At 63.7% G+C, this 22,104-nt stretch carries 21 protein-coding genes and 1 tRNA gene; 10 read left to right on the top strand and 12 right to left on the bottom strand.

Annotation, left to right across the window (positions count from 1 at the left end; all coding sequences use genetic code 11):
- Positions 1-187 precede the first annotated feature (187 nt).
- The 4 genes from secA (at position 188) to mutT (ending at position 5,726) form a co-directional block, all read left to right on the top strand.
- Positions 188-2,992, top strand: a complete 2,805-nt coding sequence (secA, locus tag U5782_RS38480) for a preprotein translocase subunit SecA (RefSeq protein ID WP_322049096.1) — start codon at positions 188-190, stop codon at positions 2,990-2,992.
- 183 nt (positions 2,993-3,175) lie between these two features.
- The gene (argJ, locus tag U5782_RS38475; protein WP_322049095.1) at positions 3,176-4,417 is read left to right on the top strand and encodes a bifunctional glutamate N-acetyltransferase/amino-acid acetyltransferase ArgJ; all 1,242 of its coding nucleotides are present in this window, start codon (positions 3,176-3,178) and stop codon (positions 4,415-4,417) included.
- A gap of 20 nt (positions 4,418-4,437) precedes the next feature.
- Positions 4,438-5,310 carry an ATP-binding protein gene (locus U5782_RS38470; RefSeq protein ID WP_322049094.1) on the top strand — a complete coding sequence of 291 codons (873 nt, stop codon included), beginning with the start codon at positions 4,438-4,440 and terminating at the stop codon, positions 5,308-5,310.
- On the top strand, positions 5,307-5,726 hold the full coding sequence (gene mutT / locus U5782_RS38465) for an 8-oxo-dGTP diphosphatase MutT (protein WP_322049093.1): 420 nt from the start codon (positions 5,307-5,309) through the stop codon (positions 5,724-5,726). The genes U5782_RS38470 and mutT overlap by 4 nt, the downstream gene beginning before the upstream one ends.
- Positions 5,727-5,824: 98 nt before the next feature.
- On the opposite strand, the gene U5782_RS38460 is transcribed toward mutT, so the two are convergent.
- The 9 genes from U5782_RS38460 to U5782_RS38420 all read right to left on the bottom strand — a co-directional run bounded on the left by U5782_RS38460 (position 5,825) and on the right by U5782_RS38420 (position 13,891).
- Entirely contained in the window at positions 5,825-6,022 is a 198-nt protein-coding gene (locus tag U5782_RS38460; RefSeq protein ID WP_027817984.1) for a DNA gyrase inhibitor YacG, read from the bottom strand.
- Positions 6,023-6,150: 128 nt separating this feature from the next.
- Entirely contained in the window at positions 6,151-6,906 is a 756-nt protein-coding gene (zapD, locus tag U5782_RS38455) for a cell division protein ZapD (RefSeq protein ID WP_322049092.1), read from the bottom strand.
- Between the two features lie 186 nt (positions 6,907-7,092).
- A complete protein-coding gene (coaE, locus tag U5782_RS38450) occupies positions 7,093-7,695 on the bottom strand; it encodes a dephospho-CoA kinase (protein ID WP_322049091.1) in 603 nt (200 codons plus the stop codon).
- 24 nt (positions 7,696-7,719) lie between these two features.
- On the bottom strand, positions 7,720-8,661 hold the full coding sequence (locus tag U5782_RS38445) for an A24 family peptidase (RefSeq protein WP_322049090.1): 942 nt from the start codon (positions 8,659-8,661) through the stop codon (positions 7,720-7,722).
- A gap of 28 nt (positions 8,662-8,689) precedes the next feature.
- A complete protein-coding gene (locus U5782_RS38440; protein WP_322049089.1) occupies positions 8,690-9,904 on the bottom strand; it encodes a type II secretion system F family protein in 1,215 nt (404 codons plus the stop codon).
- Positions 9,901-11,190: a GspE/PulE family protein gene (locus tag U5782_RS38435; RefSeq protein ID WP_322049088.1), complete on the bottom strand. Its 1,290-nt coding sequence runs from the start codon at positions 11,188-11,190 to the stop codon at positions 9,901-9,903. Before U5782_RS38435 ends, U5782_RS38440 begins: the two co-directional genes overlap by 4 nt.
- An 83-nt stretch (positions 11,191-11,273) precedes the next feature.
- On the bottom strand, positions 11,274-12,602 hold the full coding sequence (locus U5782_RS38430) for an HlyC/CorC family transporter (protein ID WP_322049087.1): 1,329 nt from the start codon (positions 12,600-12,602) through the stop codon (positions 11,274-11,276).
- A gap of 180 nt (positions 12,603-12,782) precedes the next feature.
- Positions 12,783-12,859, bottom strand: a tRNA-Pro gene (locus U5782_RS38425).
- Between the two features lie 39 nt (positions 12,860-12,898).
- On the bottom strand, positions 12,899-13,891 hold the full coding sequence (locus tag U5782_RS38420) for a polyprenyl synthetase family protein (RefSeq protein WP_322049086.1): 993 nt from the start codon (positions 13,889-13,891) through the stop codon (positions 12,899-12,901).
- Positions 13,892-14,153: 262 nt separating this feature from the next.
- On the opposite strand from U5782_RS38420, the gene rplU reads away from it, so the two are divergent.
- The 4 genes from rplU (at position 14,154) to proB (ending at position 17,293) form a co-directional block, all read left to right on the top strand.
- The gene (gene rplU, locus U5782_RS38415) at positions 14,154-14,465 is read left to right on the top strand and encodes a 50S ribosomal protein L21 (protein WP_007180329.1); all 312 of its coding nucleotides are present in this window, start codon (positions 14,154-14,156) and stop codon (positions 14,463-14,465) included.
- Between the two features lie 26 nt (positions 14,466-14,491).
- Positions 14,492-14,755, top strand: coding sequence for a 50S ribosomal protein L27 (rpmA, locus tag U5782_RS38410; protein ID WP_322049085.1), 264 nt, complete (start codon positions 14,492-14,494; stop codon positions 14,753-14,755).
- Between the two features lie 234 nt (positions 14,756-14,989).
- The gene (gene cgtA, locus U5782_RS38405; RefSeq protein ID WP_322049084.1) at positions 14,990-16,099 is read left to right on the top strand and encodes an Obg family GTPase CgtA; all 1,110 of its coding nucleotides are present in this window, start codon (positions 14,990-14,992) and stop codon (positions 16,097-16,099) included.
- Positions 16,100-16,174: 75 nt separating this feature from the next.
- Entirely contained in the window at positions 16,175-17,293 is a 1,119-nt protein-coding gene (gene proB, locus U5782_RS38400) for a glutamate 5-kinase (protein ID WP_322049083.1), read from the top strand.
- 106 nt (positions 17,294-17,399) lie between these two features.
- Here proB and U5782_RS38395 read toward each other — a convergent pair whose 3' ends face one another.
- Positions 17,400-17,963: a CNP1-like family protein gene (locus U5782_RS38395; protein WP_322049082.1), complete on the bottom strand. Its 564-nt coding sequence runs from the start codon at positions 17,961-17,963 to the stop codon at positions 17,400-17,402.
- A gap of 164 nt (positions 17,964-18,127) precedes the next feature.
- The gene (locus tag U5782_RS38390) at positions 18,128-18,802 is read right to left on the bottom strand and encodes an RNA pyrophosphohydrolase (protein WP_322049081.1); all 675 of its coding nucleotides are present in this window, start codon (positions 18,800-18,802) and stop codon (positions 18,128-18,130) included.
- A gap of 240 nt (positions 18,803-19,042) precedes the next feature.
- Between U5782_RS38390 and U5782_RS38385 the strand changes: the two genes are divergently transcribed.
- Both U5782_RS38385 and U5782_RS38380 read left to right on the top strand, forming a co-directional pair.
- Positions 19,043-20,779, top strand: a complete 1,737-nt coding sequence (locus tag U5782_RS38385) for a proline--tRNA ligase (RefSeq protein ID WP_322049080.1) — start codon at positions 19,043-19,045, stop codon at positions 20,777-20,779.
- A gap of 53 nt (positions 20,780-20,832) precedes the next feature.
- Positions 20,833-21,432, top strand: coding sequence for a MarC family protein (locus U5782_RS38380; RefSeq protein ID WP_322049079.1), 600 nt, complete (start codon positions 20,833-20,835; stop codon positions 21,430-21,432).
- An 81-nt stretch (positions 21,433-21,513) separates the two neighbouring features.
- Here the strand turns inward: U5782_RS38380 and U5782_RS38375 are convergent, their stop codons facing one another.
- On the bottom strand, positions 21,514-22,065 hold the full coding sequence (locus U5782_RS38375; RefSeq protein WP_183731506.1) for a hypoxanthine-guanine phosphoribosyltransferase: 552 nt from the start codon (positions 22,063-22,065) through the stop codon (positions 21,514-21,516).
- Between the last annotated feature and the right edge of the window lie 39 nt (positions 22,066-22,104).

The following is a 22,104-nucleotide window of genomic DNA, read 5'->3' as shown; positions in this document are numbered from 1 at the left end:
TCATGGTGCTGACACGGGCGGTGCCCAGGGTGCGTGCTAAAATGCCCGATTCGAATCCACCAATTTGGGCTTAAGCCGCCGAGGTCCTTCCGATCCGGGTGCGTGGCGCAAAACGTATGCAAACCAGATGGATTGCAACGAGCCGCGCAGGAATCCTGGCCGAAGCCGCGACGCAGACACCGATCCGATGACCACCGGTTTCTTACAGAAAATCTTTGGCAGCCGCAATCAGCGCCTGATCAAGCAATATCAGAAGACGGTCGTGGCGATCAACGCGCTCGAACCGACCATCGAGCAATACACCGACGAACAGCTGCGCGCCAAAACCGTTGAGTTCCGCGAGCGCGTCGCTAACGGCACGTCGCTCGACCAGCTGCTGCCCGAAGCGTTCGCTGTCTGCCGTGAGGCCAGCAAGCGCGTGCTGAAGATGCGTCACTTCGACGTTCAGCTGATCGGCGGCATGGTGCTGCACTACGGCAAGATCGCCGAAATGCGCACCGGCGAAGGCAAGACGCTCGTCGCCACGCTGCCCGTGTACCTGAACGCCCTGTCGGGCCGTGGCGTGCACGTGGTGACGGTGAACGACTACCTCGCCCAGCGCGACGCCGAGTGGATGGCGCGTCTGTACAACTTCCTCGGCCTGTCCGTCGGCATCAATCTGTCGCAGATGGACCATGGCATGAAGCAGGAAGCCTACGGTGCGGACATCACCTACGGCACGAACAACGAGTTCGGCTTCGACTACCTGCGCGACAACATGGTCTACGAGACCGAGGCTCGCGTGCAGCGCGCGCTGAACTTCGCCGTGGTCGACGAAGTGGACTCGATCCTGATCGACGAAGCGCGTACGCCGCTCATCATCTCGGGCCAGGCCGAAGACCATACCGAACTCTACGTGCGCATGAACGCGCTGCCGCCGCTGCTCGAGCGCCAGATCGGCGAAGAGAAGGCCGACGGCACGGGCGTGGAAAAGCCGGGCGACTACACGCTCGACGAAAAGGCGCGCCAGGTGTTCCTGACGGAAGCCGGCCACGAAAAGGCCGAGCGCATGCTCGCCGAGTGGGGCCTGATTGGCCAGGGCGAGAGCCTCTACGCGCCGCAGAACATCACGCTGATGCACCACGTGTACGCCGCACTGCGCGCGCACACGCTGTTCTTCAAGGACCAGCACTACGTGGTGCAGAACGGCGAAGTCGTGATCGTCGACGAATTCACGGGCCGCCTGATGGCGGGTCGCCGTTGGTCCGACGGCCTGCACCAGGCCGTGGAAGCGAAGGAACACGTCAAGATCCAGAGCGAGAACCAGACGCTCGCCTCGATCACGTTCCAGAACTACTTCCGCATGTACGCCAAGCTCTCGGGCATGACGGGTACGGCGGACACGGAAGCCTACGAGTTCAACGAGATCTACGGCCTCGAAACTGTCGTGATCCCGACCAACCGTATTCCGAAGCGGATCGACAAGCAGGATCAGATCTACAAGACCGCGAAGGAGCGCTACGACGCGGTGATCCGCGACATCCGCGACTGCCACGAGCGCGGTCAGCCGGTGCTGGTCGGTACGACCTCGATCGAGAACTCGGAAGTGCTCTCGCATCTGCTCACGCAGGCGGGTCTGCCGCACGACGTGCTCAACGCGAAGCAGCACGGGCGTGAAGCGGCCATCGTCGCCGAAGCCGGCCGTCCGAAGCGCGTCACCATCGCCACCAACATGGCGGGCCGCGGTACCGACATCGTGCTGGGCGGCAACGTCGAGAAGCAGGCCTCGTTCATCGAAGCCGACGAATCGATTCCCGCCGACGAAAAGGCGCGCCGCATCCAGCAACTGCACGACGAATGGCAGACGCTGCACGATCAGGTGAAGGCCGCGGGCGGTCTGCACATCATCGGCACCGAGCGTCACGAGTCGCGCCGTATCGACAACCAGCTTCGCGGCCGTGCGGGCCGTCAGGGCGATCCGGGTTCGTCGCGCTTCTATCTGTCGCTCGAAGATCCGCTGCTGCGCATTTTCGCGGGCGACCGCGTGCGCGCCATCATGGACCGCCTGAAGATGCCGGAAGGCGAGGCGATCGAGGCGGGCATCGTCACGCGTTCGATCGAGTCGGCGCAGCGCAAGGTCGAAGCGCGCAACTTCGACATCCGCAAGCAGCTGCTCGAATACGACGACGTGTCGAACGACCAGCGCAAGGTGATCTACCAGCAGCGTAACGAACTGCTCGAAGCGCATGACATCACGGAAACCATCGGCGCGATGCGTCATGGCGTGATCACGGACATCGTGCGTCAGTTCGTGCCGGCCGGCAGCATCGAAGAGCAGTGGGACGTGCCCGAGCTCGAGGAAGTGCTGCGCAACGAATGGCAGCTCGATCTCGCGATCCAGGAAATGATCAACGAGTCGTCGTCGATCAGCGCGGACGAAATCCTCGAAGCCGTGCTCGCCGCCGCCGACGAAGCCTATGAGCAGAAGGTGGCGCTCGTGGGCCGCGAATCGTTCAGCGGGTTCGAGCGCTCGGTCATGCTGCAGACGCTCGACCGCAGCTGGCGCGAACACCTTGCCGCGCTCGATCACCTGCGCCAGGGTATCCATCTGCGCGGCTATGCGCAGAAGAATCCGAAGCAGGAATACAAGCGTGAAGCGTTCGAACTGTTTGCCGCCATGCTCGACGCCGTGAAGCAGGAAGTCACGCGCATCGTCATGAATGTGCAGATCCAGTCGCCGCAGCAACTCGAAGAAGCCGCCGAACAGATGGAAGAGCAGGGCGGCCATCTGGAGAACGTTGAATTCCGTCACGCCGAATTCGCGGAAACGGGTGCCGATGCGGCGCCGGTCGCAGCAGCGGCGCCTGTGGCCGACGCGGCCGCAGCGATGGTCGGTGCGGCCATGAGCCACGAGGCGCTCGACGCCGACGGCGTGCCGAAGGTCGGCCGCAACGATCCCTGCCCGTGCGGCAGCGGCAAGAAGTACAAGCAGTGCCACGGCAAGATCGCGTGATGAACCGCAACGGTGCGCGTATCGTCAGATGGACTTCGATACCCGCACCGCGCGCTTCATGACGCACTTGCGCGTCGATTCCGGTGGCCCGCTCTCCATGGCGGGCCTTGCGTTTTGAATCCCCAATGCCGGCCAGGCTGACAGACGTCACGGCCGGCATTGCCTTTTCGACAGGTCGCCATCATGGCTGTCAATTTCCCTTCGATCGATCCCGCACAACTTCATCCGGTCGCCGGCGTGACGCTCGGCTGGGCGGAAGCCCATATTCGCAAGCCCAACCGCAAGGACGTGCTGGTGATTTCCGTCGATGAAGGCGCGAGCGTCGCGGGCGTGTTCACGCTCAACCGTTTCTGCGCTGCGCCGGTCACGGTGTGCCGCGAGCATCTCGCGAACGTGCGCGAAGGCGGCAAGGGCATTCGCGCGCTGGTCATCAACACGGGTAACGCGAACGCGGGCACGGGCGAGCCGGGTCTCAAGCACACGCGCGAAACCTGCGACGAACTTGCACGTCTCGCGGGCATCGAGCCTTCGCAGGTGCTGCCGTTCTCGACGGGCGTGATTCTCGAGCCGCTGCCGGTCGACCGTCTGAAGGCCGGTCTGCCCGCCGCGCTGGCGAACCGCAAGGAAAACAACTGGTACGACGCCGCCCAGGCGATCATGACCACCGATACGTTGCCGAAGGCGGCTTCGCGCCAGGTCACGATCGACGGCCACACCGTCACGCTCACCGGCATCAGCAAGGGCGCGGGCATGATCAAGCCGAACATGGCGACCATGCTGGGCTTCCTCGCGTTCGACGCGAACGTTGCGCAGCCGGTGCTCGACGAACTCGTGAAGTACGTGGCCGATCGCTCGTTCAACTGCATCACGATCGACGGCGATACCTCGACCAACGACTCGTTCATCCTGATCGCCTCGGGCAAATCGACCCTGCCCGCGATCACCTCGATCGATTCGCCAGCCTACGCCGCACTGCGCGACGCCGTCACGGAAGTGGCGCAGACGCTCTCGCAGCTGATCGTGCGCGACGGCGAAGGCGCAACCAAGTTCATGACCGTGCAGGTCGAAGGCGGCAAGGATGTCGCCGAATGCCGCCAGATCGCTTACGCGATCGGCCACTCGCCGCTCGTGAAGACCGCGTTCTACGCATCGGACCCCAACCTGGGCCGCATCCTGGCCGCGATCGGCTATGCGGGCGTGACGGACCTCGACGTCGGCAAGATCGACCTGTACCTGAATGACGTGCTCGTCGCGAAGGCGGGTGGCCGCAACCCCGACTACAAGGAAGAAGACGGCCAGCGCGTGATGAAGGAAAGCGAGATCCTGATCCGCGTGGTGCTCGGCCGCGGCAACGCCGAAGCCTTCGTCTGGACCTGCGACCTGTCGCACGACTACGTCAGCATCAACGCCGACTATCGTTCCTGAACTCTTCCCGGCAAGACGCAATGGACAAGCTCGAACAGTTTCTGACCCGCGCCGAAGCGCTGCTCGGCCGACTCGAAGCCGTGCTGCCGCCGGCAACGCCTGAAGTCGACTGGAGTGCGGCGATCGCGTTCCGCTGGCGCAAGCGCCAGGGCCGCGGTTTCCTGCAACCGGTGCCGGCGATCTCGACGATCGCGCTCGATGATTTGCAGAACATCGATCGCCAGAAGGACCTCATCGACCGCAACACACGTCAGTTCGTGCAGAAGAAGCCCGCGAACAACGTGCTGCTGACGGGCGCGCGCGGCACCGGCAAGTCGTCGCTGATCAAGGCCTGCCTGAACGCCTACGCGAACGACGGCCTGCGCCTGATCGAAGTCGATAAGGACGATCTCCACGATCTCGGCGATATCGTCGATCTGATCTCGACGCGCCCCGAGCGCTTCGTCGTGTTCTGCGACGATCTCTCGTTCGAGGAGGGCGAATCGGGCTATAAGGCGCTGAAGGTGGCGCTCGATGGCTCGGTGGCTGCGCAGTCGGACAACGTGCTGATCTACGCGACCTCGAATCGCCGCCATCTGCTGCCCGAGTACATGAGCGACAACGAGTCCTACAAGCACATGCCCGACGGTGAGATTCACCCGGGCGAGGTGGTGGAGGAGAAGATCTCGCTGTCGGAACGCTTCGGTCTGTGGGTGAGCTTTTATCCGTTCAAGCAGGACGACTATCTGACGATCGTCGGACACTGGCTGCGTCACTTCGGCTGCAATGACGCCGAAGTCGAGGCGGCGCGCGGCGACGCGCTGATCTGGGCACTGGAACGCGGTTCGCGTTCGGGCCGCGTGGCGTGGCAGTTCGCGCGCGACTGGTCGGGCAAGAAGGCGCAAGAGGCATGAGCGAGGCAACCGGCGACAAAGCGCAGACGCGTCCGGTCACGGAAGTGGCCGTGGGCGTGATGGTGCAGCCCGACGGCCGCTATCTGCTGGCGCAACGCCCCGAGGGCAAGCCCTACGCGGGCTACTGGGAGTTTCCCGGCGGCAAGCTGGAGAAGGGCGAGACGGTCGAGGCGGCGCTGGCGCGCGAACTGCACGAGGAACTGGGTATCGACGTGAAAGCGTGCCATCTGTGGCATACGCTCGAACACGACTACCCGCACGCCTATGTGCGCCTCTTCTTCTGCAAGGTGACGCAGTGGAGCGGCGAGCCGCATGGCCGAGAAGGACAGGCGTTGGCCTGGCAGGCGCTGCCCGCAAGCGTCGAGCCGCTGCTGCCCGCGACGATTCCGGTGCTGGAGTGGCTGGCGGCGGAGTGAGCCGCCGTAGCTCTTAAAGCGCAGAAACACAAAAGCCGCTGCACGATCGACGTGCAGCGGCTTTTTTCTTGTCTGGCGCGAGAGGCTGATTGACGCACTTACTGGCGCGTATCGGTGGGCGGCGCCTCGTCATCGGGCGGCGTGTCTTCCTCATTGCCGCCGATCCGGTACTTTTCAGCCGCCCACGCACCGAGATCCATCTGCTTGCAGCGCTCGGAGCAGAACGGGCGGAAGCGGTTTTCCGGCACCCAGCGGACATCCTTGCCGCAGGTTGGACATTTGACGACGGTGGTCATGCGATTGAATGTTCAGTGGCTGGGCGGCACCCTGAGGACGGCGCCGCCGCGGTTGGCAAAATTCGCTAAAACAAACCCGGCTAAAACAATGCTGGCGATGGTGCCAGATTGTGCCGAATGGGTCGTTTTTAAAGGCTGCAGAGCGTGAGCTGGAACGGTACGTCCTGATCGACGGCACGCGGACGCAGATCGCCGTCCTGCACCGTGAAGCGCACCCACAGCATGTACTTGTTGGCGCTCGCTTCAGGAATGACGCGCAGATCGGGCGCCACGCGCACCTGCATCAATTGATACGTGCGGCCCGACAGCATCTGCTGGTAGCTGCCCTGCATAGCCATGACCTTCGACGCCTGACCGGACTCGCGCGCCAGACGCAGCACGATGCTGGCGGCGTCGCGCAATGGCAGCAGCGGTGTCACCCACTTGGCGATGTCCTGGCGGCGCTGGTCGGGATGCAATTGCTGCCATGCGTAGTACGAAGGCAGATCGAACTTGCAGGTGCCGCCCGGAATGATTGCGCGGCTACGGATGCTGGTGAGCCATTCGTTGTCCGCAAGATGCTGGCCGGTCTTGCCCTGCATCTGCGTGAGGCCGGCGAGGGTCTGCTCGATTTCACCGAGCACGCTCTCCAGTGCATTCTGTTCAATGCCGGGATTGCCGCGGAACGGCGCGAGCGTCTGACGCTGCCTTTCGAGCTCTTTCATCAGGTCCGATTTGAGATCGGCACGACCTGCGACTTCCGCAATTTCGAACAGCGTCGTGAGCGCGACGTGATGTTCCCTCGGATCCTCCTGGGTCAGGAAAAACGTGAAACGCTCGAACAGGTCTTCGAGGCGCAGCAGCGTCCGGATTCGCTCGTTGAAGGGATACTCGTAAAGAATCAAGCGCGCTCGCCTCGGGCGTGGTCGGTGAAGGATTGCAGGACATTCTAATGCGCTGGGACTAGCGTCGCAATCGCACGCGAGCGCGCAAGCCTGCCACATCCGTGTTTTCTTGCAGATTCCCGTGAGTTTTCGCTTGATGTCCCGTATTTGCGTCCTGGCGGCGCTGCTGCAAGCGCAGCTGGGACACTACGCGCGCGCGAGGGCGAGATAACGCTGATGCAACATTTCGACGTTCTGCGCGAGCGTGTCGAGCGTGGCGCCATCATTGACGATCACATCGTCGGCGGCGGCGAGGCGGGCTTCGCGCGTGGCCTGACGCGCGATGATCGCCAGCACCTGCTCGCGTGCGAAGCCATTGCGCTGCATCACGCGAGCGATCTGCGTTTCCACGCTGCAATCGACGCTCAGCACGCGATCCACGCGCGATTTCCACGTGCCCGATTCGACCAGCAGCGGCACCACGATGATCACGTAAGGCCCGTTGGCTTCGCGCGTTTCGCGCTCGGTTTCGGCGCGGATCAGCGGATGCGTGATCGCTTCGAGTTGCTTGCGCGCGGCCTCGTCGCCGAACACGAGCGCACGCATGCGCGCGCGGTCCATCGAGCCATCGGCCGCGACAAATTCAGGGCCGAATTGTGCGGCGATCTGCGGCATGGCCAGGCCATGCGGTGCGGTGACGCGATGCGCAATTACATCGGTATCCACGAGCGGTACGCCGCGCGCCGCGAACAGATCCGCGACCGTCGATTTGCCGCTGCCGATACCCCCAGTCAATCCGACCGCAATCATCGTTTCATTCCCTTACGCAAAACTTCAGGCAAAAACGCCATAGAGGGGAGTGCCCATGAACAGCGTGACGAACGCACCCGCGGCCAGATAGGGGCCGAACGGCAACGGTTCTTCGAAACGCATGCGGCCACTCAAGGTGGCTGCGAGGCCGACCACCGCGCCGGCCACCGCGCCGATCACGACGATCTGCGGCAACGCGGCCCAGCCAAGCCATGCCCCGAGCGCGGCGAGTAGTTTGAAGTCGCCATGTCCCATGCCTTCGACGCCACGCAACAGACGGAATATCCAGTACACGCACCAGAGCACCAGATAACCTGCCACCGCGCCGATCACTGCGCTTTGCAGATCGGTGAAGGTATCGGCGAGATTCACAAGCAGGCCGGCCCAGACGAGCGGCAGCGTAATGGCGTCGGGCAGCAGGTGATGTTCGAGATCGATTGCGCTCGCAGCGATGAGTGCCGCGCTCAGTGCAAACGCAGCAAGTGCCTTGCCCGTGGGCCCGAACGCGAGCAGCGCACCCACGGCGCAGACAGCGCCTGCGAGTTCGATGGCCGGATAACGCACGCTCACGCGCGTGCCGCAGTGCGAGCAGCGGCCGCGCAACGCGAGCCAACTCAGCAGTGGAATGTTTTCCCACGCACGCAATACGTGACCGCAGTGCGTGCACGCGCTGCGCGGCAGCCAGAGGTTGTAGCGTGCGGGCAGGCCGTCGCTGAAAAGTTCGCCGCTCGTGGGCGTGTGGCCCAATGCTTCCTCGGCGTCGGCGCGCCACGCGCGCTCAAGCATGATCGGCAAGCGATGCACGACGACATTGAGAAAGCTGCCGATCACGAGGCCGATCACGATCGCGAAGCCCATCAGCAAGCCGGGGGGCAGAGCACTGAGCGCGACGGAGAGCGGCGTGGACGCATCGACGGTCGAGGCGAGTAACGCGGGAGCAGCGGAGGGCGATATCAGGACGGACATGTGCGGGAACCGTAATCTGGCAGCGATGCTACACCACGTTGCCCAGTTGAATGATGGGAAGATACATCGCGACCACGAGGCCGCCGACCAGCGCGCCGAGCACCACGATGATGAGCGGCTCGCACAGGCTCGCGACGAGCGCGATCTTTTCGTCCACCTGACGGTCGGCGAGCGCGGCGACATCGAGCAGCATCGCGTCGAGCGCGCCCGATTCCTCCGCGACCGCGACGGGCTGGATCACGTCATCGGGAAAGCAACCTGCCGAGCGCATGGCGGAGGCCAGTCGCTCGCCATGACGCAGTCTTGCACTGATGCCCGCGCTCGCATGATCGAAGAAGGCGTTGCCGCTGGCGTGCGTGAGCGAATCGAAGGCGTCGGCGAGTGGCGTGCCGGCACCGAGCAGCGTGCCGAGCGCGCGGCTCCAGCGTGCGGCGCATAGCGTCGTGAGCAGTGCGCCGGCGAGTGGCAGCGCAAGTACGAAGCGCCCAAAGGCCAGGCGTGCCGCTAAGGATTTGCGCAGCAGGGCATGGAGCGCGAAGGTCATCGCCGCTACGCTTATTACGACCGGCACGCTCCAGCGCGCAGCCGCCGCCGAGAGCATCAGTACGAACTGCGTGGGCGCGGGCAGCGCGGCGCCGAAGCCGTCGAAGATCTGCTTGAACGTGGGTACGACCCAGATCAGCAACGCCGAGGTGATCGCGAGCGCGAGCAGGAGCACCGCGACCGGATAGGTGAGCGCCGCCCGCACCTTGGCGCGTTGTGCCGCAGCGCGTTCGCGATCGTCGGCGATACGTGCAAGCACACCGGCGAGCGCACCTGAAGCCTCGCCCACGGCCACGAGCTGGCAATAGAGCGAACCGAAACGCGATGGATGCTGCGCAAGCGCTTCGGCGAAACGCCGGCCTGCCGTGATTTCGCGTGCGAGTGCGGCGGCGATGCGCGGCAGCCCCTGCGGCCCTGGCGCCTGCGCAAGCAGTTCAAGCGCGCTGGCGAGCGGCAAGCCCGCGCGCAGCAGACTCGCGAGCTGACGCGTGAAGCGCGTGATATCGGCTTGATTCGCGCGTGGCGGCGGCGCGGGTCCGCGCCGCTCAAGCAAAGTGGCGGTGATGCGCTGGCGTTTGAGCGCGATGCGTGCCGCCGTGGCGTCAAATGCGATCAGCGTGCCGCGTCGGGCGACGCCGGATGTATCGAGGCCGCGCCACGCAAAGCGCGAGTCGGGAGCGGCGCGCGCGGGCGTCGTCACGATTCGTCCGTTGCGGCGATGGCTTCGGCGAGGCTCGTCGTGCCATCCCGCACGCGGGCGAGCGCGGCGTCGCGCAGTGTGGCGACACCTTCCATGCGCGCCTGGCGTGCGATGTCGTGCGCGCTGCGCCGCGCGACGATCATGTCGCGCATGGCGGCGCTCACCGGCATGACTTCATGGATACCCACTCGTCCGCGATACCCGATGCCGTGGCAGGCTTCACAGCCTTTGGCGACAAAGGGCTGCGCATCGTCGAGTCCTGCCGCGCGCAAGGTCGCGGGCGATTCGTCCGCGCGCTGGCGGCATTCGCGGCATAAGCGCCGCACGAGTCGCTGCGCTGTGACGAGCCGCAATGCGGCCGCGAGGTTGTACGGTTCGACGCCGATGTCGATGAGCCGCGCGAGTGCGGTGGGCGCATCATTCGTGTGCAGCGTGGAGAGCACGAGATGGCCCGTTTGCGCGGCCTTCACCGCGACGCTGGCGGTTTCCTCGTCGCGGATCTCACCGATCATGATGATGTCGGGATCCTGACGCAGCAGGGCGCGCAATGCGAGTGCGAAGGTGAGACCGGCTTTCTCGCGCACGTTGACCTGGTTGATGCCGGCAAGCTGGATTTCCGCGGGGTCTTCGACCGAGCAGAGATTGCGCGAGGCATCGTTGAGCATTTGCAGGAAGCAGTAGAGCGAGAGCGTTTTGCCGCTGCCGGTTGGGCCCGTGACCAACACAAGCCCATGCGGGGCGCCGATCGCCGCGCTCAGTGCATCGCGCTGAGTGTCGTCGAGGCCGAGCGCCGCAAGCGAGAGATCGGCGGGCAACGCTTCGAGTCGTCGCAGCACGAGCTTTTCGCCGTGCAGCGTGGGCAGCGAGTTCACACGATAGTCTTCGTGCGCCAGGCTCTCGCCGCGTGGCGCAAGCCGAAGACGACCGTCCTGGGGAATGCGGCGCTCGGCGATGTCCATGCGCGCGAGCACCTTGATACGCGTCACGAACGCGTCGCGCAGATGCGCGGGCGGGCGGCCGATCTCATGCAGCACGCCGTCGATGCGCAGGCGCACGCGCCAGCCCTGTTCCAGCGGTTCGATATGCAGGTCGGAGGCGTTGCGGCGCGCGGCTTCGCGCAGGGTGTCGGCGAGCAGGCGTACTGCGGGGGCATCGTCGGATGCGGCCGATGAAGACGGGGGCGAAGCCGCGGGCTTAGCCAGGGCGCCGAAGCCGCCGCCCGGTGCGGAATCGACCGCACGTGCAGCGGTGCCCTGTGCGCCAGAACGATCAGGAGTGGAAAACATCGATTGCCGGCCCGAAGCCGCCGTGAGCGAGTAATGGCTTCATGATCGGCTGACGCGTCTTTACGCGCTATTCGGCCGAATGGCTAACGACCCGGCAGGAGCTTCTTCGCCTTCTCCAGCGTGCTTCGTGCGGGCTTGCCCGGCATCGTGCCCGGCTTGAAGAGCTTGACGGTGCGCACGGCCTGATCGTCGGCGCGCATGACTTCGAGCTTCACGTCGCCGATCTGCACGCACACATCGCCTTCGGGAATCTCCTCGAGCACTTCGAGGATCAGACCGTTGAGCGTCTTCGGCCCGTCCGTCGGTAGCGTGATGTGCAGCCAGCGGTTGAGCTCGCGCAAGGGCATGCTGCCCGGCACGATGCACTCGCCCTGATCGTTCCAGCCGCCGCGGCCGGTGCCGCTGCGCGGCATGGTCGTGGTGAATTCGCCGATCAATTCTTCGATGATGTCCTCGGGCGTGACGAGCCCCTCCATCTCGCCGTACTCGTTCACCACGAGCGCGATGCGATGGCGACTTTCCTGGAAGTACTGAAGTTGCTGGAACACCGGCGTGCCGGTCGGAACGAAGTAGGGTTCCGTGAGCAATTCGCGCAACGTCTCGCGCTCGAAATCCTGGTTGTGCAACGCAGCCAGCGTCTTGCGCACGTGCAGCACGCCGAGCACACGGTCGATGTCGCCTTGATAGACGATCAGCTTGTTGTGATAGCAGGTTTCGAGTTGATGCAGGATGTCGTCGAGCGGCGCATCGTAGTCGAGCGCTTCGATGCGACGACGCGGAATCATCACGTCGTCGACGGTGATGTTTTCGAGATCGAACAGGTTCAGCAGAATGCTGCGGTGCTTGGTCGGCATGAAGCTGCCGGACTCCAGCACGATGGTGCGCAATTCCTCGGTCGACAGGCGCTGGTCGTGCGCCTTGCTCGTGTTGATGCGCAACATGCGCAGGATCGCGTTCGCGAACATGTTCACGAACCAGATGAGGGGTTTCGTCACGCGCATGAGCGGCGCGATGACGAGGCTCGCGGGCAGCGCGATCTTTTCCGGGAAAGTGGCGCCGGCGATCTTCGGCGTGATTTCCGCGAACACGATGATGAGGAACGCGACGATGCCGGTCGCGATCGACAGCACGACGTTGTTATGCCCGAACGTATGCAGCGCGATCGAGGTGGTGAGCACCGGGATGATCGTGTTGAACAGATTGTTGCCGATCAGGATGACCGAGAGCAGCAGGTCGGTGCGGCCGAGCAGCTTCTGCGTGGTCTTCGCGCCGAGCGCGCCGTGACTCGCGAGAAATTTCAGGCGATGGCGGTTGAGCGCCATCATCGCCGTTTCGGAGATGGAGAAGAAGCTGGAACAGATGAGCAGGACGAAGACGGCGCAAATCTGCGCCCATAAGGGAATGTGGTCCACGCTTGAGGAAAGAGTGAGGGGAGCGGATGGGGAAACTATAGCAGAGGGGTGTTGCCGGGCAGTCGCTGTGGGAAGTGCGCTGGCCATTCGGCCAAGGCCTGCCTGTGCTGAAGGTGCGAGTGCGTTTGCGACAGGCGAAAAAAAAACCGCACAACACGTGTGCGGTTTTTTTCAGAATTCTGGTCGGGGTGAGAGGATTCGAACCTCCGGCCTCTACGTCCCGAACGTAGCGCTCTACCAGGCTAAGCTACACCCCGAATTTTACTGCTTTACTCTTCTGACCTGCTTCGTCTTCTTCAAGACTGGCGCGTCGTCGAGTAAGAACATAATTCTAGCAGGCTCTCTTTGTATTGGGAAGAGGGAAATGAAGAAATTGCATCGGCGGCTGCCTGGGCCTCTGCCTTCGCGCATTGGAGCGTGTGATCGAGCGCGCCCGAACGCGTGATGGCCGCGAAGATTTCGTCGAAGCGCGTCGTGCCGCCCTGTTCGATGGCTTCGCGTGCGAGTGCCGCTTCGGCGGCCGTGCCGTGCTCGATCAGCCAGATCAGCGGCAGCGTGGGCTTGCCTTCGCGCAGATCGTCGCCGGCGTTCTTGCCCATCGATTCGGCCGTGCCGGTGTAATCGAGCCAGTCGTCCATGATCTGGAACGCCGTGCCCATGCGTCGGCCGTATTCCGCCGCTGCTTCTTCAGTACGCGCATCCGCCCCCGACAGCACCGCTCCCAGCTGCGCTGCCGCTTCGAACAGCTTGGCCGTCTTGTAGCGGATGACCTGCATGTAGCGTTCGGTGTCCACGTCCGCATCATGCATGTTCAGGAGTTGCAGCACTTCCCCTTCGGAAATGATCGTGGTGGCCTGCGAGAGGATTTCCATCACGCGCATCTTGCCGACGCCCACCATCATCTCGAACGAGCGCGAGTACAGATAGTCGCCCACCAGCACGCTGGCCGCGTTGCCGAATAGCGCATTGGCGGTCTGGCGACCGCGCCGCAGGTCGGATTCGTCGACGACATCGTCGTGCAGCAGCGTGGCGGTGTGGATGAACTCGACAACCGCCGCGAGCGTGTGGCGGTGCGTGCTGCGATCGCCCAGTGCACCGGCCACGAGCAGCAGCAGGGCCGGGCGCAGCCGCTTGCCGCCCGCACCGATGATGTACTCGGAGATCTGGTTAATCAGCATCACCTCGGACGCCAGACTTTGCCGGATGACACGGTTCACCTGCTCCATGTCGCTGGCGATGGGCGCGAGCAGGGTGGCTGCGCTGGGGGTAGGGGTGGCGGTGGACGACATGATGGCAAATATAGGTAGTGCCGCGGATTATAAGGCGAATCCGGCGCAGGCCGGACCCAGCTCTACCGTTCGGCTGATGCTTCCCTCTATTTTGACCTTGTCTGGCGGGGCGATGGCGACGGCTGGAGAGCCTTGCTGCGACACGTGCGGAAGCACCTCGCACGCACTTGTCAATCCTTTTTGACCGCGCAGCTAACTCTATGTATAATCTAAGGTTTCGGGCGCGCAGTGTGCCTGAAATTATTGCAGAGTGAGGTTCTCAATGTACGCGGTCATAAAAACCGGTGGCAAGCAGTACAAGGTTGCCGTTGGCGAAAAACTTAAAGTAGAACAGATACCGGCTGACATTGACGCAGAAATCACGCTCGACCAGGTTCTCGCAGTGGGCGAAGGCGAATCGATTAAGTTCGGTACGCCGCTGGTCAGTGGGGCTTCCGTCAAGGCCACCGTTGTGTCGCAAGGCCGACACGCCAAAGTGACCATCTTCAAGATGCGTCGCCGGAAGCACTACCAGAAGCATGGCGGCCACCGCCAGAACTACACCGAACTGCGCATCGACGCGATCAACGCGTAAGCGCACGCAGGTAAAGGAGCAAACAAATGGCACACAAAAAGGCAGGCGGGTCGTCACGTAACGGCCGCGACTCAGAGTCGAAACGACTTGGCGTGAAGGTGTTCGGCGGTCAGGCAATCCTCGCAGGCGGCATCATCGTTCGCCAGCGCGGTACGCGTATGCACCCGGGCCTGAACGTCGGCATCGGCAAGGACCACACGCTTTACGCACTGGTCGACGGCCACGTCTCGTTCTCGACCAAGGGCGCAGCGAACAAGCACATGGTCAACGTCACTCCGGCAGCGGCTTAAGTTCTAGTCCGTTCGCAAGCGACGCAAGGAAGGCCCCGCGAAGTCTGCGGGGCCTTTTGTTTATCTGCGCATTTGTCCGTGCGTTTTTCGCGCGCCGGCCGACACGCGGCGCGCGAAAAGCGCACAGATCGCTGGCCATTCGGCCTGGTGGGCAAGCATGGCCCCGGCGAGCACAATACGTGGGCACAATAACGAATTACCGACGATTCCCGGATTGACGGGACGGAGTAACGCATGAAGTTCATTGACGAAGCGAAGATCGAAGTCATCGCCGGCGATGGGGGCGATGGCAGCGCGTCGATGCGACGCGAGAAGTTCGTCCCGTTCGGCGGGCCGGATGGCGGCGACGGTGGCCGTGGCGGCAGCGTCTACGCGGTCGCCGACCGCAATATCAACACGCTGATCGACTACCGCTATACCAAGAAGCATCTGGCGCGCAACGGCGAAAACGGCCGTGGCGCGGACTGCTATGGCAAGGGCGGCGAAGATATTACGCTGCGCATGCCGGTGGGCACGACCATCAGCGACATGGATACGGGCGAGTTGATCGCCGACCTGACCGAGCACGACCAGCGTGTCGTGGTCGCGACGGGCGGCGCGGGTGGCCTCGGCAACCTGCACTTCAAGTCGTCCACCAACCGCGCGCCGCGTCAGAAGACCGACGGCAAGCCCGGCGAGCGCCGCATGCTCAAGCTGGAGCTGAAGGTGCTGGCCGACGTCGGCCTGCTCGGCATGCCCAACGCGGGCAAGTCCACCTTCATCGCCTCGGTTTCCAACGCCAAGCCGAAGATCGCCGACTACCCGTTCACGACGCTCGCGCCGAATCTCGGCGTGGTGCGCGTGGGACCGACCCGCAGCTTCGTGATCGCCGACATTCCTGGCCTGATCGAAGGCGCCGCAGAAGGCGCGGGCCTCGGTCACCAGTTCCTGCGACACCTCCAGCGCACCAACCTGCTGCTGCATCTGGTCGACCTCGCACCGTTCGACGAGGCGGTCGATCCGGTGGCGGAAGCGAAGGCGATCGTCGGCGAGCTGCGCAAGTACGACGAGTTGCTGTTCGAGAAGCCGCGCTGGCTTGTGCTGAACAAGCTCGACATGGTGCCGGAAGACGAGCGCGCCGCGCGTATCGCCGACTTCGTGAAACGCTTCGAGTGGGATGGTCCGGTGTTCGAGATCTCGGCGCTCACGGGGCAGGGCTGCGAAAACCTTTGCTACGCGATCTACGACTACGTGTCCGAGCATTCGGACGCACGCCGTGCCGAGGAAGCGGAAGATCTCGCCTCCGACGTGCGCTTCCGCGATGGCGCTGCAGGTAAGGGCGTCGCGCAGGAACCGCAGGAATAAGTCACCGTTCGGGCCGGCGTGCGGGCTGCGCCGGCTGTTTCACGCGTCATCAGTCATTTGGGGAGACCGCGCAGCATGCGTTCCGTCATCGCCGATTCCCGGCGTCTGGTAGTGAAAGTCGGTTCGAGCCTCGTCACGAACGATGGCCGCGGGCTCGATCATGCGGCCATTGGCCGATGGGCCGCGCAGATCGCGGCGCTGCGCGCGCAGGGCAAGGAAGTCGTGCTCGTGAGCTCGGGCGCCATTGCCGAAGGTATGCAGCGTCTCGGCTGGACGAAGCGGCCGCGCGAGATCGACGAACTTCAGGCGGCGGCGGCGGTGGGCCAGATGGGGCTCGCGCAGGTCTATGAAAGCCGCTTTGCGGAGCACGATATCCGCACCGCGCAGATCCTGCTCACGCACGCCGACCTCGCGGATCGCGAGCGTTATCTGAATGCGCGCTCGACGCTGCTCACGCTGCTGCGTCTGGGTGTGGTGCCGATCATCAACGAGAACGACACGGTCGTGACCGACGAAATCAAGTTCGGCGACAACGACACGCTCGGCGCGCTGGTGGCGAACCTCATCGAAGGCGATGCGCTCGTCATCCTCACCGATCAGAGCGGCCTGTACACGGCCGATCCGCGTAAGGATCCGTCTGCTACGCTCGTGCAGGAAGCCGATGCCGGCAAGCCAGAGCTGGAAGCGATGGCGGGCGGCGCGGGTTCGAGCATCGGGCGTGGCGGCATGCTCACCAAGATTCTGGCGGCCAAGCGCGCTGCGCACAGCGGCGCAAATACCGTGATCGCCAGCGGGCGCGAAGAGCAGGTGCTGGTGCGTCTCGCGCAGGGCGAGGCGATCGGCACGCAGTTGATCGCTCGCACCGCGCGCATGGCGGCGCGCAAGCAATGGATGGCCGACCACCTTCAGGTGCGTGGCCACGTCGTGATCGACGACGGTGCGGTGCAAAAGCTCACGGCGGACGGCAAGAGCCTCTTGCCTATCGGTGTGGTGGGCGTGCAGGGCGCGTTCGCACGCGGCGAGGTGATCGCCTGCCTGAATCCGGCGGGTGTGGAAGTCGCGCGCGGTCTCACGAACTACAGCAGTGCGGAAACGAAGCTGATCCAGCGTCATCCGAGCGGCGAGATCGAAGGCGTTCTCGGCTACATGCTGGAGCCTGAACTGATCCACCGCGACAATCTCGTGCTGATCTGAAGCCCGTCAGGGCATCGAGAAAAAAGCCGCAACAGTCATTAGCTGTTGCGGCTTTTTTATATGCGGCGCCTAAGTGAGCCAGCGAGCCGGACGGCCCGCGCAGACATCAGCGCACGAGCGTCGATTGCGTGCGGCCGAAGCGAATGTTTTCGCTGATCACCGGCGCCTTGCCGATCGGCATCTTGTTCGCGCAGAAGTAATCCTGGTACAGCCGCGACTGGTACGCGTTGAGCGTGCCGTTTTCGATGCGCGACCAGTCGTTCGCCACGGTCTGATCCCAGCCGTTGTGGTCGGCGTTCAGGCTCGCGTAGAGGCGCCACTCGTACGTATCGCAGCGAATGCCCTCGTAGTTGATATTGCGCGCGCCGTTGGGGCTCGTGATGACGATCACGTAGCGCACCACGCCGTCGGTACCGACGGTGAGCGAGGCCGGATCGACGGCGAACTTCAGCGGCGTGTTGTTCGAGACGTCGAAGCCGTACAGCGTGGACGCCGGGCCAGGCAACGCCGGCAGGCCTTCCAGCTTGTTTTCCTGCCAGTCGCCCTTGCGGTCGAGCAGGTAGGTGAACGCGCTGTCGTCCTTGTTGGTGGGGCCGGAGCTGCCGCAACCGGACAGCAGGACGCTACTTGCGGCCGCGGCGCACACCGCAGCAAGAGCCAATCGTTTCAAATTGATATTCCTTCGATGCACCGGCGCTGCGCGCACGAATGCGCGGCGCCGCGAATGCGGATCGCCATGCGCTGCGCAGAGGACTGCGCAGCACCGGCCTGGCGGGTCCGGGCGTTGGGTGCGACGACGCGAGCCTTCGAGTGGCTTTGCAAACTGGCTGCGAACTACTCGTGCTCGTCCGGCGCAGGCTCGATCATACTCCCCGCCGGGTCGCACTCGCGATCCAGCGCGGCATGGCTTGCGTCGTCCACAAGCGTAGGCTCGAGCAGCACGGCCTCGGCGTGCGCCGACGTAATGAGGCGCGGGTAGCGCACCTCATGTCCATGCGGGCCGTGCGTGCTGATGCGCTCGACGCGCGGCATGGCCGGGCGCCGCAAAAAGCGCGACAGCTCGGTCAACGCCAACTGATAAACATCGCGCTTGAACTCGATGACCGCTTCGAGCGGCACCCAGTACTCGTTCCAGCGCCATGCGTCGAACTCGGGATGCTCCGTCGCCCGCAGGCAGATATCGCAGTCGCGCCCGACCATCCGCAGCAGAAACCAGATCTGTTTCTGACCGCGATAATGGCCGCGCACTTCGCGTTTGATGAACTTGTCCGGCACCTCATAACGCAGCCAGTCGCGTGTGCGACCGACGATCTTGACGTGCTCAGGATGCAGGCCGGTTTCTTCGTGCAACTCCCGATACATTGCCTGCATGGGGGTTTCACCATATTTGATGCCCCCTTGCGGAAACTGCCAGGAATGTTCGCGAACCCGCTTGCCCCAAAACACCTCGTTTCGCGCGTTCAAGAGGATGATGCCGACGTTCGGGCGAAACCCCTCACGATCCAGCATACAACCACCTTCGAATCCTTTAAAATTGCTTTGATTATAAACAGATAACGGTCCTCACGCACCCGGCGGCCAGAAGTTTGGAGCGTTTTGCCGCGAAGGCGCAAGAAGCACTCGCCGCGGCGCACGCCGGCCTCACCTGCGCGACGCCCGCAGCGTTGTCATAATGTCGGGTCTGTGATCTCCACCGTTGGACTCTTTCGGACGGCCTCCCGTCGCCGCCGCTTTTGGAAAAAACTCTGAATGAAAGCCTCCCGTTTCTTTATCGGCACCCTCAAGGAAGCGCCGGCTGACGCCGAAATCGTCAGCCACAAGTTGATGATCCGCGCCGGCATGATCCGTCGCGTCGCGGGCGGCATCTACAACTATCTGCCGATCGGGCTGCGTTCGATTCGCAAGGTCGAGCAGATCGTGCGCGAGGAAATGAACCGCGCGGGCGCCATCGAACTGCTGATGCCGGCGGTGCAGCCGGCCGAACTCTGGCAGGAATCGGGTCGCTGGGAGAAATACGGGCCGGAACTGCTGCGTTTCAAGGACCGCAAGCAGACCGATTTCGTGATGGGTCCGACGCACGAGGAAGTCGTCACCGACATCGCGCGCAACCAGATCAAGAGCTATCGTCAGATGCCGGTGAACTTCTACCAGGTGCAGACGAAGTTCCGCGACGAAATCCGTCCCCGTTTTGGCGTGATGCGCGGCCGTGAATTCATCATGAAGGACGCGTACTCGTTCGATAAGGACGTCGACGGTTTGAAGCTGTCGTACGAAAAGATGTACGACGCCTACGTGCGCATCTTCACGCGCCTGGGCCTGAACTTCCGCGCGGTGGTGGCCGACAACGGCTCGATCGGCGGCAGCGGCTCGCACGAGTTCCACGTGATCGCCGAAACGGGCGAGGACGACATCGCTTACTGCCCGACTTCGGATTTCGCCGCCAACGTCGAAGCGACCGAAGCCCTCCCGCTGATCGCCACGCGCGCAGCACCGGCCGAAGCGCTCACGAAGACCTCGACGCCTGGCGCCGCGAAGTGCGAAGCCGTCGCGAAGCTGCTCGACATTCCGCTCGAAAAGACCATCAAGTCGATCATTCTGGCAACCGACAACGAAGGCGCCGAGCCGACGATCTGGTTGCTGATGCTGCGCGGCGACCACGATCTGAACGAGATCAAGGCCGGCAAGCTCGAAGGTCTTTCGGGTTTCCGCATGGCGACCGAAGCCGAGATCGTCGAATGGTTCGGCACGCCGCCGGGCTACCTCGGGCCGCTGAACACGAAGAAGCCGGTCAAGGTGATCGCAGACCGCACGGTCGCGAACATGAGCGACTTCGTGGTGGGTTCGAACGAAGTCGACTTCCACACCACGGGCGTGAACTGGGGCCGCGATCTGCCGGAGCCGGTCGTTGCCGACATCCGCAACGTGAAGAAGGGCGATCCGTCGCCGGATGGCAAGGGCGTGATTGACATCTGCCGCGGTATCGAAGTGGGCCACGTGTTCCAGCTCGGCACCAAATACTCGGAAGCGATGGGCGCGACTTTCCTCGCTGAAAACGGCAAGCCCGCACCGATGCAGATGGGCTGCTACGGCATTGGCGTTACGCGTATTCTGGGTGCTGCGATCGAGCAGAACTTCGACGACAAGGGCATCATCTGGCCGGAGTCGATCGCCCCGTTCCAGGTGGTCGTGTGCCCGATGGGTCTCGATCGCAGCGAACTCGTGCGCGAGCACGCCGAGCGCGTGTACAACGAACTGGTCGCAGCCGGCATCGACGTGATCCTCGACGATCGCGGCGAGCGTCCGGGCGTGATGTTCGCCGACTGGGAACTGATCGGCGTGCCGCATCGTCTGGTGATCGGCGATCGTGGCCTGAAGGAAGGCAAGATCGAGTACCAGGGTCGCCGTGACACCGAAGCGACGCTGCTGCCGGCTGAAGAAGCCGCGCAGACGGTGGCGCAGAAGGTGCTGGCCGCACTCGCGGCCTGATGCATCCCTCGATCGTCCCGATGATCAACCCCAGCTAAAGGAGCGTTGCGAACGTGGAGTACAGCTTCCTGTCCGCGACGATCCTGCTGCTGCTCATCACCGATCCGCTCGGCAATATTCCGCTCTTCATCGGCTGCCTGCATCACGTGGCGCGGGAGCGCCGGGCGATCGTGATCCTGCGCGAGGTGGCGATCGCGTTCGTGATCCTGCTTATCTTCATGGTGGCCGGCAACGGCTTCCTGCGCATGATGGGGCTCACGGACACGTCGCTGCGTATCGGCGGCGGCATCGTGCTGTTCCTGATCGCCCTGCGCATGATCTTTCCGCATCCGGGCGGCCCGTTCGGTGGTGGCGACAAGGGCGGCGAGCCGCTGATCGTGCCGCTGGCGATTCCGGCGCTGGCGGGGCCCTCGGCTCTGGCCACGGTCATGCTGCTGACCTCGCAAGCGCCCGGCAAGTTGTTCGAGTGGATCGGCGCGTTGATGGTGACGATGGCGATCTGCGCGATCGTGCTGGTGCTCGCGGAGCGTATCCAGCAGTGGTTAGGCGAGCGTGTGGTGACGGCCTTCGAGCGTTTGATGGGCCTCGTGCTGGTGGCGATTTCGGTGGAGATGATTCTCGCGGGCATCGCCGCATTCGTACATCACCTTTGATTCAGCAGCGCGCATTAGCCCCAAAAAAAACGGCCCGAAAGGGCCGTTTTTTCATGGTGCGTTTGAACGCGCGACGCCAGCTTACGCGCCTTCCGTCAGTGCGCGAATGGTCGGCAGATTGCGCCAGTAGCCTTTCGCGTCCATGCCGCAGCCGAACACGTAGCGATCCGGCACCGAAAAGCCGCAGTAGTCCGGATGCAGCGGTTTCGCCTTCGGAATGATCTTCTCGCACAGCACGGCCGAGAGGAATCGCTTCGCGCCCATGTCCATGATGCGGTCGCGGATCGCGGCCATCGTCTCGCCTTCATCGAGGATGTCGTCGAGCACGATCACGACGCGGTCCTTCACCGACTCGCGCGGCGCCACGCGCCATTGCATCTCCGCGCTGCCCTTGATGGCGTTGCGGTAGCGCGTCAGGTGGATGTAGTCGAACTCGAGCGGGAAATCGAGATGCGGCAGCAGCATGCCGGTGAACACGGCCGCGCCACCCATCACCGACAGCACGAGCGGGAAGTCCTCGCTGATATCGGCGCGAATGGCTTCGGCCATCCGGCCGATCGACGCGTTGACCTCGCTCACCGAAACGATTTCTTCGGAGTGGCGGAAAATGTGGAGGGCTTCTTCGCGATTCATGACTCTGGCGGGGCGGTGGCTGTAGCTATTCAGTGTGGA

Source organism: Paraburkholderia sp. J67 (genome assembly GCF_905220265.1).
Taxonomy (GTDB): Bacteria; Pseudomonadota; Gammaproteobacteria; order Burkholderiales; family Burkholderiaceae; genus Paraburkholderia.
This window is presented reverse-complemented; position numbering and strand designations above follow the sequence as displayed.